Here is a 13,202-nt window from a genome sequence, read left to right on the forward strand (position 1 = left end):
CCGTGCGGGACCGTGGCGGGTCAGGGACGGGGCGAGGGGGAAGCGAAGGTGATCTCGCGCCGCCTCAGGCGGTAGCCCGCCCGGTCGTAGACGCCCAGGGCGCCGGTGGGGTTCTGGGCATCGACGGTGAGCGACGAGGTGTCGTAGCCGTGGTTTCGGGCCGTCTGCAGCACGTGCGCGAGCAGCGCGGCCGACACCCCTCTCCGCCGGTGCGCCGCGACGGTGCCGACCGTGGCGACGTAGAGGTCACGCCTGCCGGTGCGCGCGGTGTCGGCGTCGTACTCGTAGCTGAGCACGTAACCCGCGATCCCGCCGTCCGCCGTCGTCGCGACCGCCGAGCAGGCCGGACGGAAAGCCCGGCTCCCGGTGCGCGAGTGTGCCCAGCCCTCGGCGCTGACCGGCGCGGAGCCCCAGTGGTCGGCGAAGGCGCTGTTGTGCGCGGCCCGCAGCGGCTCGTCCCAGCGCGCCGCGTCGTACTCCGGGCCCAGCGACTCGACGGCCAGGCCGGCCGGGGCCGGAACAGCCACGATCGGCTCGGTGAGGGTGCGGTCGAGCTCCGACCACCACCGCAGCGGCACCATCCCGGCGGCCTCGGCCAGCGCGACGGCCCCCGCGTTGGACTCGGGCACCCGGATGCGCAGGCTCGCACCGAGCTCGTCCGCCCGTTCCCGCGCCGCGGCCAGCAGCGCGTTCCCGACCCCCTGGCGCCGGAACGCGGGATGGACACCGGCGTCCGAGATCAGGGACGGGCCCTCCGCGCGTCCGCTGCGCGACCGCAGCACCTGGTAGGCGACCGCCCTACGGTCGGCACCCGCCGGTCCGTCGAGCAGCACGACGGTGTCGTGCTCCAGGTCGAGCTCGGGATCGGCGAGCTCCTCGGCGCAGTCGTGGGCGTCGTAGTGCTCGCCGCGCTGGTCGGCCTCTTCGATCACCGCGAGCAGATCGGCCCACCGGTCCGCGTCCTCGGGGCGCATCGGACGGCTGTGCAATCCGGACCGCAGTGTCGGCGGAAGGACGGGCAAGGTCACGGCCGCGACGCTAGGACATCCCGCCCACGGTGCGCACACGGTTTGCCGGACGGGCGACTCGCGCGCTCGAACCGGGCGACTCGCGCGCAGGAAGCGGGCGACTCGCGCGCTCGAAAGGGGCGACTCCGGGGGGGTGGGTCAGGCCGCGGCGGCCGCGGCCACCACCGCGGCGCTGATGGCCGTGAGGTCCGCCGGCTCGCAGACGTAGGGCGGCATCGTGTAGACGAGGTCGCGGAAGGGCCGCAACCACACCCCGGCGTCGACGGCCGCTGCCGTCGCCGCAGCCATGTCCACCTCGTGGTCGAGCTGGACCACGCCGATCGCGCCCAGCACCCGGACGTCGACCACGCCGGGAAGCTGCCGCGCCGGGGCCAGGCCGGTGCGCAGGGCCGACTCGATACCGCGCACGCGGGCCTGCCAGTCCCCGCTCACGAGCAGCCGGGTCGACGCCGCCGCCACCGCCGCCGCGAGCGGGTTGCCCATGAACGTCGGGCCGTGCATGAGCACGCCCGCCTCGCCCTCGGTGATGCCGCGCGCGACCTCACCGCTGCACAGCGCGGCCGCCATGGTCAGGTAGCCGCCGGTCAGTGCCTTCCCCACACACATCACGTCGGGGGCGATGCCGGCGTGGTCGGCGGCGAACAGCTCACCGGTGCGGCCGAAACCGGTGGCGATCTCGTCGAACACCAGCAGCACGTCGTGGGTGAGGCACAGCTCGCGCAGCACGTGCAGGTAGCGGGGGTCGTGGAACCGCATGCCGCCCGCCCCCTGCACCACGGGCTCGACGATCACGGCTGCCAGCTCGTCGGCATGGCGCTCCACGAGGTCGGCCAGCTCGGCGACGTAGGCCTGCTCGAAGGCGACGGGGGGCGGCCCCGCGAAGACCTGCCGGGGCAGCACGTCGCGCCACAGCGTGTGCATGCCGCCGTCGGGGTCGCAGACGCTCATCGCCCCGAACGTGTCGCCGTGGTACCCGCCGCGCCACGTCAGCAGCCGGTGCTTGCCGGGACGGCCCCGGGAACGCCAGTACTGCAGGCACATCTTGATCGCGACCTCCACCGACACCGAGCCCGAGTCGGCGAGGAAGACGTGCTCCAGTCCGACCGGGCTGATGTCGACGAGCAGCCGCGCGAGGTCGACGGCGGGCCCGTGGGTGAGGCCACCGAACATCACGTGGCTCATCGAGCCGAGCTGGTCGCGCACGGCGGCGTCGAGCACCGGGTGGGCGTAGCCGTGGATCGCGGCCCACCAGGACGACATCCCGTCGACCAGTTCCCGGCCGTCGGCGAGGCGCAGCCGGACCCCAGCGGCCGACTCGACCACGAGCGGCGTGGCCGTCGCCGGCATCGGCGCGTAGGGGTGCCACACGTGCGCGCTGTCGGCGGCCAGCAGGTCCTCGGTCGTCACGACGAGGGAGCCTAGTGTCGCGGAAACGAGGTTCCTTGCCCGAATCCGGTGTCCAGGCGCTGTGTCCTGCGGGACACCCGCAGGACGGGAGTCGCAAGGCGGAGGAGGCGCCGATACCGCTGTTGTATCGGCGCCGACGAGAACGCCGCGAGGCGCCGCCTGGGCGCCGGAGGCGGGTAAGACGACCTCGTTTCCGCGACACTCGGCGGAGGTCGTTGCAGATCCGGCTAAGGTGCCAGGTCATGTCCACCGCCGCCGGGCCAGCGACCGCGCACCCCGCGCTGTCCCGACGCCGCGAGCTCGGGGCCACGAGCGCACGCTCCCTGCTCCTCACCGTGCTCGGGGAGTTCGTGCTGCCGCGCACCGATGCCGTGTGGACCCAGGTGCTCATCGACGTCCTGGGCGGTCTCGGGGTCGAGTCCAAGTCGGCCAGGCAGGCGCTGGCCCGCACCGCGGCGGAGGGCCTGCTCGTATCCGACCGCGCCGGACGCCGCGTGCGGTGGGCACTCAGCGACCAGGGCCGCCGGCTGCTCTCCGACGGCGCCGGCCGCATCTACGGGTTCGGCACCGAGGCGGGGCAGTGGGACGGCCGGTGGCTCGTGCTGCTCATCAGCGTGCCGGAGGCCCGCCGCCAGCTGCGGCACCGCCTGCGCACACGCCTGGCCTGGGCCGGGCTGGGCTCTCCCGCGCCCGGGGTGTGGCTCACCCCTGACCCGGCCAAGCAGGGCGAGGTGGCCGAGGTGGTCGCCGACCTCGAGCTCACGGGCGTCAGCAGCTCGTTCGTCGGCCCGTTCGGGGTGATCGGCGCCGAACGGCAGGTGGTCGAGCAGGCCTGGAACCTCTCCGAGGTGGAGGCCGCCTACGAGGAGTTCCTCGACACGTTCTCGTGCGCCGCGCCGAGCGACCCGTTGGAGGTGCTCACCCACCAGATCCACCTCGTGCACGCGTGGCGGCGCTTCCCGTTCCTCGACCCGAAGCTCCCCGGCGAGCTGCTGCCCGCCGGCTGGGCCGGAGCCCGCGCGGCCGAACTGTTCGACACGCTGCACACCCGGTGGGACCAGCCCGCCCAGGCGCACTGGCTCCGGCTGCTGGCCACCGCCACCTGACGCCAGGAGGGTGCTGAACAGCTCCGGTCGTAGCGCTCAGTAGAGCCGAGCTGTTCAGCGCGCTCCTTACAGTTACTCCCCCGGCGGGGTGTAGGCACCGCGCGCCGCGGCGGCCTTCTCGAGCACCCCGGCCAGGTCCTGCGGCGCCACGAGGGCCCTGCTCTCGACGTGGGTGAAGGCACCGCTGCTGGCGATGGCGATGGACAGCGCCGCCACGTCGTCGTTGCTCGGCACGTGCACCACGGCGAAGCCGTCGCGGTCGCCGAGCATGTAGTACAGGCACTCGAGGGTGCCGCCCGCACTCTCGATCATGGCCCGGGCGGCCGCGGCCCGGTCCTCCGCCTTGACCATCATCCGAGCCCAGGCCTCCGCGGTGTAGCTGAAGAAGATGGCGTAGGCGGCCATGGCAACCCTCCCGGCGACGGAGATGGGTCAGCCAGTGCACCACCTGCGACCTGCGGTGTCATCCCTCCCAGGGGTCGGTATGACCGCCGGCGGGCACGGTGGTGCCTCAGCCCAGGCAGCCGGGGCCGAGCAGACCTCTGAGGTCGCCCAGCAGCGCCGGCGACTGCGTGACCGTGAATGCCTGGTCGAGCCGGAACACCTTGGGGGCGCCGCTGCCGTTGACCAGCGCCAGATGCACCTCCGAGGTGCCCGGGTGGTTGCGCAGGACGTCCTTCAGCTTCGACACCCGCTGCGGTGTGCACAGCTCGGTGCGCATGCTGACCTTCACCGGAGCGCCCGCACCGCCGCTTGCCGGGGTGAGGTCGGGCACCGCCAGGTCGTTGACGATGAGTGAGAGGCGGTCGTCGCGCCGGTTGACCCTGGCCTTGACCAGCACGATGGCGTCCTCGGCGACGTCGACGCCGACCACCTGGTAGCAGCGAGGGAAGAACAACACCTCGATGCCGCCTGCCAGGTCCTCCAGCTGAGCGGACGCCCACGGCTCGCCGTTCTTGTTCACCCGGCGGTTCACGTTGGCGAGGATGCCGCCGATGGTGACCTGGTGGCCGTCGGGCACGGTGCCCTCGAGGATGGCGGAGATCGCCGTGTCGGACTTGGCCGTGAGCACCTGCTCCACCCCGTGGAGGGGGTGGCCCGAGACGTAGAGCCCGAGCATCTCCCGCTCCACGGCGAGCTTGTGCTTGGTGTCCCACTCGTCGGTGGGCACCTTCACGTCGAACACGGAGTCGAGCTCGGACGGGCCCGAGCCGTCCATGGAGCCGAACAGGTCGAACTGGCCCATCGACGCGGCCTTCTTCGTGCTCATCACCGCGTCGATCGCGTCGGCGTGCACGAGCAGCAGGCCCTTTCGCGGGTGGCCGAGCGAGTCGAACGCGCCCGCCTTGATCAGCGACTCGATGACCTTCTTGTTGCAGACCACCGCGTCGACCTTGCGGAGGAAGTCGGAGAAGTCGGTGAACGCGCCCTTCTCCCTGCGCGCCGCGACGATCGCGTCGACGACGTTGACGCCGACGTTGCGGATGCCGCCGAGGCCGAAGCGGATGTCGCCCCCGACCGGGGCGAAGTTGCGCACCGACTCGTTGACGTCGGGCGCCAGCACCGTGATGCCCATGCGGCGGCACTCGGCCAGGTAGACCGCGGCCTTGTCCTTGTCGTCGCGGACCGACGTGAGCACCGCGGCCATGTACTCGGCCGGGTAGTTGGCCTTGAGGTAGGCGGTCCAGTACGAGACCAGCCCGTACGCGGCGGAGTGGGCGCGGTTGAACGCGTAGTCGGAGAACGGGAGCAGGATGTCCCAGAGCGTCTTGACCGCGGCCTCGGAGTAGCCGTGGTCCTTCATGCCCTGGGCGAAGCCGGCGTACTCCTTGTCGAGGATCTCCTTCTTCTTCTTGCCCATCGCGCGACGCAGCAGGTCGGCCTTGCCGAGCGTGTAGCCCGCGAGCTTCTGCGCGATGGCCATGACCTGCTCCTGATACACGATCAGGCCGTAGGTCTCGCCGAGGATCTCCTTCAGGGGCTCCGCCAGCTCCGGGTGGATCGGCGTGACCTCTTGGCGCTTGTTCTTGCGGTCGGCGTAGTCGTTGTGCGCGTTGGCGCCCATCGGGCCGGGCCGGTACAGGGCGCCGACGGCGGAGATGTCGTCGAACTCCGTGGGGGCCATGCGGCGCAGCAGGTCGCGCATCGGGCCGCCGTCGAGCTGGAAGACGCCGAGCGTGTCGCCGCGGGCGAGCAGGTCGTAGGTCGTCGGATCGTCGAGCGGGACGCTCTCGATCTCGAGCTTCGGCTTGCCGTTGAGTTCGATGTTCTCCAGCGCGTCGTCGATGATCGTGAGGTTGCGCAGGCCGAGGAAGTCCATCTTCAGCAGCCCGAGCGTCTCGCAGGCGCCCATGTCGAACTGCGTGATGACGGCGCCGTCGGAGTCGCGGCGCTGGATCGGGATGACGTCGATCAGCGGCTTGCTCGACATGATCACGCCTGCCGCGTGCACACCCCACTGCCGCTTGAGGCCCTCCAGGCCACGGGCGGTGTCGATGATCTCCTTGACCTGCGGGTCGGTCTCGTAGAGCGCCCGCACCTCGGTGGCCTCGGAGTAGCGCTTGTGCGCGGGGTCGAACACACCCGAGAGCGGGATGTCCTTGCCCATGATCGGCGGGGGCATCGCCTTGGTGATGCGGTCGGCCACCGCGTAGCCGGGCTGACCGAACAGCACCCGCGCCGAGTCCTTGATCGCGGCCTTCGCCTTGATCGTGGAGTAGGTGATGATCTGCGCGATGCGGTCCTCGCCGTACTTCTCCGTGGTGTAGCGGATCATCTCGCCACGCCTGCGCTCGTCGAAGTCCATGTCGATGTCGGGCATCGAGATGCGCTCGGGGTTGAGGAACCGCTCGAAGATCAGCTTGTGCTCGATCGGGTCGAGATCGGTGATGCCCAGGACGTAGGCGACCAGCGACCCCGCCGCGGAACCGCGGCCGGGACCGCACCGGATGCCGACGGACTTGGCGTGCTGGATGAGGTCGGCGACCACGAGGAAGTAGCCGGGGAACCCCATCTGGATGATGATCCCGACCTCGTAGTCGGCCTGCTTGCGGTACCGCTCGGTGATCCCGTGCGGGAACCGCATGTGCAGCCCGCGCTCGACCTCCTTGATCAGCCAGCTCTCCTCCGTCTCCCCGTCGGGGACGGGCGCGCGGGGCATGAGGTCCTGGCCCTCGGTGAAACCGACGTCCACCCGCTCGGCGACGAGCAGCGTGTTGTCGCAGGCCTCCGGGAACACCGGATCCCACTGGGCCCGCATCTCGGCCGGTGACTTGAGGTAGAAGTCGGACGCGTCGAACTTGAAACGGCCAGGGTCGGCGAGCGTCTTGCCGGTCTGCACGCACAGCAGCACCTCGTGCGACTTGGCGTCCTCGGCGTAGGTGTAGTGCAGGTCGTTGGTGGCGAGACCCGGCAGGTCGAGCTTCTTCTTGAGGTCGTAGAGCGCGTCCCGGACCTGGCGCTCGATCGCGATGCCGTGGTCGAGCAGCTCGCAGAAGAAGTTGTCCTTGCCGAAGATGTCGCGGTAGTCGCTCGCCGCCTGGCAGGCAGCGTCGAACTTGCCCCGCTGGAGCAGCCGCTGGACCTCGCCCGACGGGCAGCCGGTGGTGGCGATGATCCCCTTGCCGTAGGTCTCCAGCAGCTCGCGGTCCATGCGCGGCTTGTAGTAGTAGCCCTCGAGCGACGCGAGGCTGGAGAGCCGGAAGAGGTTGTGCATCCCCCCCGTGTTCTCCGCCAGCAGCGTCATGTGGGTGTACATCTCACCCGGGTTGTCGTCGCTGACCGTCTGGCCGCCGAGGGTGGCGCGCTTGCGCTCGTGGCGGCTGCCGGGCGACAGGTAGCCCTCCATGCCGATGATCGGCTTGACCCCGTGGGCCTTGGCCTTGCGCCAGAACTCGTAGGCGCCGTAGACGTTGCCGTGGTCGGTCATCGCCAGCGCCGGCATCCCCATGCGCGCGGCTTCGGTGAACAGGTCGTCCAGCCGGGCCGCACCGTCGAGCATGGAGAACTCGGTGTGCGTGTGGAGGTGGACGAAGCTGTCGCCGCGGCTGGCCATCGGGGTGGTGAGCTCCCTTCTGGCGCGGCCCGCCGGGGCAGCGCTGGAATCGATGCGGCCGCCGCGCCGGCCGTCCGGGGACGGCACCGGCACCTCAGCCGCGGGGATGGACACAGGTTATCTCCGGTCCCCGACAGTCTTCTCGCACGCGTGCGGTGGGTCGCGGCGAACCGCTCACCCCACCTCACCGACCGAGGCTGTGTCGGTGCGCAGCGTGGCCGCCGGGACGGCCCGCACCACGCCGACCGCGCGGAACGGACGGTGCGGGCCAGGACCTTTGCGCCCGATCCGGGCGACTCGCGGGCGGGTTCCGGGCGACTCGCGCATGGGTTCCGGGCGACTCGCGGACTTGTTCCGGGCGACTCGCGCGCGGGTTGTGGGCGACTCGCGGGCGGGGTTCGGGCGACTCGCGGGCGGGCGGTGGCCGGGTCGGGGGCCGCCCTAGACTCGCCGCGATGAGCGAGCCCTCCCCGTACGCGGCGGCGATCGCGCGCGTTCCCGTACGGGAGGACGAGGTGGGGCTGCGCGGCGGCCGCACCCGGCTCTGGGTGTACGGCGCCGACGACGCACCCCACCGCGTGGTGCTCCTGCACGGCCTGCGCGGAGACCACCACGGGCTGGAGCCGATCATCGCGCACCTGACCGGGGCGCGGGTGGCGGTGCCGGACCTGCCCGGGTTCGGGCAGTCCCCGCCGCTCCCCCGCGACGCCCACGACGCCCACGACGTCGCCGGGTACGCGGCGTGGACGCGCGACCTGCTCGCCGCCGTCGCACCGGCGGGGGACGTGGTGCTCGCGGGCCACTCCTTCGGCTCGATCGTGGCCGCCGCGGCGCTCGCCCGGCCGGCGCCGTCGGCTTCCGGGAGTGTCCCTCCGCCGCGGGTGCGGGGCCTGGTGCTCGTCAACCCGATCGCGGCGTCCGCGCTGGCCGGGCCGCGGGTGGTGGTCACGCGGCTCACGGTGCTCTACCACCGGCTCGCCGCCGCCCTGCCCGAGCGCGCCGGCACCGCGCTGCTGCGCCACCCGCTGATGACGCGGGTGGCCAGCATGGCGATGGCCACCACGAGGGATCCCGGGCTGCGCCGCTGGATCCACGCCGAGCACGACCGGTACTTCAGCACGTTCGCCGACCGCGCCACGTTGCTGGAGGCCTTCCACGCCTCGGTGGGCCACGACGTCGGCGAGTTCGCGGCCGGCATCGCGGCGCCGACGTTGCTGGTGGCCGCCGAGCGCGACGACATCGCGCCGCCCGCCGCGCAGCGCGCACTGGCCGGGCAATTCGCGGATGCGCGGCTGGCGATGGTGCCCGGCACCGGCCACCTCGCCCACTACGAGGCGCCCGCCGCGGTGGCCGCCGCGATGTCGGAGTTCCTCACCGCGCTGCCGGTCCCGTGAGGATCCTCGTCGACTGCCGGTACGTCCGGATCGACCGGCACGACGGCATCAGCCGCTACACGGCGGGGCTGGCGGCCGGGCTGGCGCGCCTGCAGGCGGAGCAGAGCGGCAGCGCGGCGGGCCACGGCATCGAGTTGCTGGTGAGCGACCGGCGCCAGCTCGCGCACCTGCCGTGCGGCCTGCCCTGGCACCTGGTCAGCAGCCCGACCGGCCCGCGCGAGCCGCTGGTGGCGCGGCAGGTGCGGCGCCTACAGCCGGACGTGGTGTTCTCCCCGATGCAGACGATGGGCAGCTGGGGGCGCGACTACGGCCTCGTGCTGACGCTGCACGACCTCATCTACTACCGCAACCGCACGCCGCCGCCGCAGTTCGCGGCCCCGATCCGGCTGCTGTGGCGGCTCTACCACCTCGCGTGGTGGCCGCAGCGGGTGCTGCTGAACCGGGCCGACGCGGTGGTCACGGTCTCGGGGGCCACCGCCGCGCAGATCGCGGAGCACCGCCTGACCCGGCGCCCGGTGACCGTCGTCCCGAACGCCCCCGACCTCGGCCCCGACCTCCCCCGGGCGCCGCGCACCGGCGCGCTCGTCTACATGGGCTCGTTCATGCCGTACAAGGACGTGGGGACGCTCGCGAGCGCGATGCCGGCCCTGCCCGACCACGAGCTGCACCTGATGAGCCGGATCCCTCCCGAGGAGCGGGCGCGGCTCACCGCGCTGGCGCCGGGTGGACGCCTGGTGTTCCACGACGGCGCCAGCGACGAGACCTACCGCGAGGTGCTGCGCGGCGCGACGGCGCTGGTCTCGGCGTCACGGGACGAGGGGTTCGGGATCCCGCTGGTGGAGGCGATGGCCCTGGGGACACCCGTGGTCGTCACCGACATCCCGGTGTTCCGCGAGGTGGGCGGGGACGCAGGCGCCTACGTCGCCGCGGGCGACGTCGGCGGCTTCGTCCGCGCCGTCCGGGAGCTCGGCGAGCCCGGCTGCTGGGATGAGCGCTCGGTGGCGGCCCGGGCCCGGGCCGCGCACTACAGCTGGGAGAACTCGGCCCGCGTGCTGCTGGCCCTGCTGGAACGCGTGGGCCGGGCCCACGCGCACCCCCACTGACCCACCCCCGGCGGCGCAGCAGCACACCCCGAAGTTCAGGAAAGCCACTTTCCTGCCCCCGGAGGGCGGGAAAGTGGCTTTCCTGCACCTGTGAGGGCCCGTCAGGCCGCTCTCTCCACCTGCAGGTGGTCGCGGCCCAGGGCGCGCTCGTAGATCCCCTCGAACGTGCTCAGGGTGGCGTCGATGGCGTGTTCGGCGACGAGGTCCCGGCTGGCCGCGCCCATCCGGCGCCGCAGGGCGGGGTCGGCGAGCAGCGCGGCGAGGCGGGTGGTGAGCTCGGGGACGTCACCCGGCGGGTACAGCCAGCCGTTGCGGCCGGGGCGCACGAGGTGCGGCAGCGCCATCGCGTCGGCGGCGATCACCGGGAGACCTGCGGCCATCGACTCCAGGGTGACGAGGCTCTGCAGCTCGGCCACCCCCGGCATGCAGAACAGCGCCGCGCCGGCGTAGGCGTCGAGCAGTTCCTGCTCGGCGACGAACCCGCGGAACCGCACGCGCTCACCGAGCCCGAGGCCGTCGGCCAGCGCGGTCCACTCCTCACGACGCGCACCGTCGCCGATGATCTCCAGCCGCGCCGGCAGCTCCGGCGGCAGCGCGGCGAACGCCTTGATCAGCTCGTCGACGCGCTTCTCCTGGTCGAGCCGCCCGACGAACAGGACCGTCGGGACGGCGCCGGGGGCCTGCGGGGTGGCGCGGTAGCGGTCGGCGTCGATGCCGCAGGACACGGGGATCGCGTCGACGAGCCCGGCGTGGCGCACGAGCAGTTCCACCGCACGGGGGGTGGGGGCGGTGACCACGGTGGCCCGGCCGAAGACGTTGCCGAGGTCCTTCCACGCCACCGTGGCGAACGCGCGCCGCAGGGCCCGGGGGATCGGCGAGTAGGCGACGAGGTTCTCGGGCATGAGGTGGTTGGTGGCCACGAGCGGTCGCCCGTCGCGGTGCGCGGCCTTCACGACGCCACGGCCGACCACCATGTGCGCCTGGGTGTGGACGACGTCGGGGTCGATCTGCTCCATGAGGTCGGCGGTGTCCGGCCCGGCCTCCCACGGCATGCAGACCTGGAAGCCGGAGTGCATGAAGTAGCGGTGGGAGCGGACGCCGTGGACGGTGACGCCGTCCCTCGTGTCGCGGGTGCGGGGGCCGGTGGGAGACGGCGCCACGACGTGCACCTCGTGGCCACGGCGGGCCATTCCGGTGGCGAGTCGCTCGGCGAAGCGCGCGGCCCCGTTCACGTCGGGGGGGTACGTCTCGGCGCCGATCAGTATCCGCAGTGGTTTCACGGCGGCAGGCTTCACGGGACGGGTCCTCTCAGATGAGTGAAGCAGTGCGGGCGGACCGGCGCTGGGGATCACCGGCGGTGCAGGGAGTGCGCCGACCGCGTGTGAGCAGCCGGAGTCGGGGTTCGTTCGCGAGCGGAGCGGCGGGCGGCGCCAGGGCCGATCCGCGCGGCGCGGGCCGCCACCGCATCCGGGTGGTGGCGGGCCAGCGCGATGACGCCTGCCGTGGCCGTTGCGGCGGCGGTGACGAGCAGGAGCCACGTCTCGGCCGGGGTGGCGGCCCCCTCGCCGAGCAGCACCGCGCCGAGGAGCACCGCCACGATCGGGTCGACGACGGTGAGGCAGGCGATGACCACCTCGGGCGGCCCGGAGGCGAAGGCCTGTTGCACCAGCCAGCCGCCCACGAGGACCGCCGCACCGATGCCGGCCGCCGCCGCGAGGACGGGGGGCTCGAACGCCCCGACGTCGCCGGACGCCACCGACTGGGACACGGCCCGCACGAGCGCGGAGACGAGGCCGAACGCCGCCGCCCCGCCCGTGGCGCAGGCCACGCACCGGACCCAGCCGGAGCGGGACATCCCGAGCGCGGCCAGCAGCAGCACGATCCCGGCGACGACGAGGCTCGCGAACAGGGTGGCCTGGTCGGGCGGGGGCGTGCTGACGGCGGTGCTCGCTGCGGTGAGGACGAACACGCCCACGCCGCCGATGCTGAGCAGGACACCGACGAACACCCCGGTCGCCGGCACGCGGCCCCGCTGGACGGCGGTGAGCAGCACCGCGATGGGGACGGCCAGCACGCCGATCGGCTGGACGACCGACAGTGGCGCCAGCACCAGCGCGCCGGCGTGCAGGGCCGATCCGCCCGCGGCGAGCGCCAGACCGGCGAGCCAGCCGGGCCTGCGGGCGATCGCGCCGAGCCCGCGCAGGGACAGCGCCTTCCCCTCCTCCCCCTCACCGGACGGGCCGGACCGGTCCGAGACGGCACGGTGCTGGAGGACGGCGGCACCTGCGAAGCAGACGGCGCCGAGCATGGCAAGGGCGATGGCGATGCCGGGACCTGTGAGGAGGTCGATCACACCGCACCCCTGAGCTCGACGCCGGACGGAAGGACCGCCGGGGCCGGCATGTGTTCCACTGCCAACCGGGTTGCCCGGGCGGTCACAACCAGTACCAGCATCACTACCGCGTAGAGAACACGTTGGACCCCCCCGAGCAGGGGAAATCCGGGTGAACCACCGATAACAATCGGTAGCAGGAGCAGCAGGAAGCCTGCGCTCAACGCCGTTGTGACGACCGCGCACCGGGTCAGGACGGGGGCTGCGGCCGTCCAGCCGGGGGCGGTCCGGGCCCTGCGGGCGATCATCCAGACCGCCTGCGGCAGCACCACGAGCACCCACCCGCCTGCCGCCCGGTGCACGGTGGAGACCAGGCCTGCGCTGGTGGAGGGATCGTGGGTGGGGAAGACCGTGACCAGCGCCAACGCCCCGGCCATGCTCATCAGGAGCGCGCTGGGCGGCCCCGCGTCGGGCAGCGCCCCCCGGCGCAGCCCGGCCGCGAGCACGATGGCCGCGACGGCCAGGGCGAGCCCGGCCACCCCCAGCAGGGCGTAGCCGCCCGGGAGGAAGACGTAGTCGCTGATCGTCCGGCTGAGTGGGTCGAGCGTCCCGCTGCCGATGGCGTGCAGGACGACGAGCGACAGGAACGCCGCTGCCACGCTCGCGACGACGGTGGTCTCACCCGCCCACGTCGTGCCCCGGGCGTCCCGCCCGGCCCCCCCGATGCTGGTCACGCGGATCACCGTGCCAGGCCGCGGCTGAGACGGACATCAGGATC

At 72.8% G+C, this 13,202-nt stretch carries 10 protein-coding genes; 3 read left to right on the plus strand and 7 right to left on the minus strand.

What is annotated here, in order from left to right; all coding sequences use genetic code 11:
* Positions 1–20: 20 nt before the first annotated feature.
* Positions 21–1,028: a GNAT family N-acetyltransferase gene (locus tag AC5L35_RS01005; protein WP_495057578.1), complete on the minus strand. Its 1,008-nt coding sequence runs from the start codon at positions 1,026–1,028 to the stop codon at positions 21–23.
* 138 nt (positions 1,029–1,166) lie between these two features.
* The gene (locus tag AC5L35_RS01010) at positions 1,167–2,435 is read right to left on the minus strand and encodes an adenosylmethionine--8-amino-7-oxononanoate transaminase (protein ID WP_495057579.1); all 1,269 of its coding nucleotides are present in this window, start codon (positions 2,433–2,435) and stop codon (positions 1,167–1,169) included.
* Positions 2,436–2,677: 242 nt separating this feature from the next.
* Here AC5L35_RS01010 and AC5L35_RS01015 point away from each other — a divergent pair, with 242 nt between their 5' ends.
* Positions 2,678–3,541, plus strand: a complete 864-nt coding sequence (locus AC5L35_RS01015; RefSeq protein WP_495057580.1) for a PaaX family transcriptional regulator — start codon at positions 2,678–2,680, stop codon at positions 3,539–3,541.
* 72 nt (positions 3,542–3,613) lie between these two features.
* Here AC5L35_RS01015 and AC5L35_RS01020 read toward each other — a convergent pair whose 3' ends face one another.
* Both AC5L35_RS01020 and dnaE read right to left on the minus strand, forming a co-directional pair.
* The gene (locus tag AC5L35_RS01020; protein WP_495057581.1) at positions 3,614–3,946 is read right to left on the minus strand and encodes a GYD domain-containing protein; all 333 of its coding nucleotides are present in this window, start codon (positions 3,944–3,946) and stop codon (positions 3,614–3,616) included.
* A 106-nt stretch (positions 3,947–4,052) separates the two neighbouring features.
* The gene (dnaE, locus tag AC5L35_RS01025) at positions 4,053–7,595 is read right to left on the minus strand and encodes a DNA polymerase III subunit alpha (protein ID WP_495058063.1); all 3,543 of its coding nucleotides are present in this window, start codon (positions 7,593–7,595) and stop codon (positions 4,053–4,055) included.
* Positions 7,596–8,050: 455 nt separating this feature from the next.
* Between dnaE and AC5L35_RS01030 the strand changes: the two genes are divergently transcribed.
* Together AC5L35_RS01030 and AC5L35_RS01035 are read left to right on the plus strand one after the other, a co-directional pair.
* A complete protein-coding gene (locus tag AC5L35_RS01030) occupies positions 8,051–8,989 on the plus strand; it encodes an alpha/beta fold hydrolase (RefSeq protein ID WP_495057582.1) in 939 nt (312 codons plus the stop codon).
* Positions 8,986–10,092 (plus strand): glycosyltransferase family 4 protein, encoded by a 1,107-nt coding sequence (locus tag AC5L35_RS01035; protein ID WP_495057583.1) that lies wholly within the window; start codon positions 8,986–8,988, stop codon positions 10,090–10,092. Before AC5L35_RS01030 ends, AC5L35_RS01035 begins: the two co-directional genes overlap by 4 nt.
* Positions 10,093–10,193: 101 nt before the next feature.
* Here the strand turns inward: AC5L35_RS01035 and AC5L35_RS01040 are convergent, their stop codons facing one another.
* Genes AC5L35_RS01040 through AC5L35_RS01050 form a run of 3 tightly spaced genes read right to left on the minus strand, consistent with a single transcriptional unit; the run spans position 10,194 to position 13,158 of the window.
* Entirely contained in the window at positions 10,194–11,387 is a 1,194-nt protein-coding gene (locus tag AC5L35_RS01040; protein ID WP_495057584.1) for a glycosyltransferase, read from the minus strand.
* Positions 11,388–11,440: 53 nt separating this feature from the next.
* A complete protein-coding gene (locus AC5L35_RS01045) occupies positions 11,441–12,445 on the minus strand; it encodes a DMT family protein (protein ID WP_495057585.1) in 1,005 nt (334 codons plus the stop codon).
* On the minus strand, positions 12,442–13,158 hold the full coding sequence (locus AC5L35_RS01050) for a DUF998 domain-containing protein (protein WP_495057586.1): 717 nt from the start codon (positions 13,156–13,158) through the stop codon (positions 12,442–12,444). Before AC5L35_RS01050 ends, AC5L35_RS01045 begins: the two co-directional genes overlap by 4 nt.
* Positions 13,159–13,202 lie beyond the last annotated feature (44 nt).

Source organism: Pseudonocardia sp. OZ21, from assembly GCF_059359135.1.

Bases quoted from the DNA above. Each gene is read 5' to 3' on its own strand.
- AC5L35_RS01015 (WP_495057580.1), top strand. From the start codon at position 2,678: ATGTCCACCGCCGCCGGGCCAGCGACCGCGCACCCCGCGCTGTCCCGA.
- AC5L35_RS01020 (WP_495057581.1), bottom strand. From the start codon at position 3,946: ATGGCCGCCTACGCCATCTTCTTCAGCTACACCGCGGAGGCCTGGGCT.
- dnaE (WP_495058063.1), bottom strand. From the start codon at position 7,595: ATGGCCAGCCGCGGCGACAGCTTCGTCCACCTCCACACGCACACCGAG.
- AC5L35_RS01030 (WP_495057582.1), top strand. From the start codon at position 8,051: ATGAGCGAGCCCTCCCCGTACGCGGCGGCGATCGCGCGCGTTCCCGTA.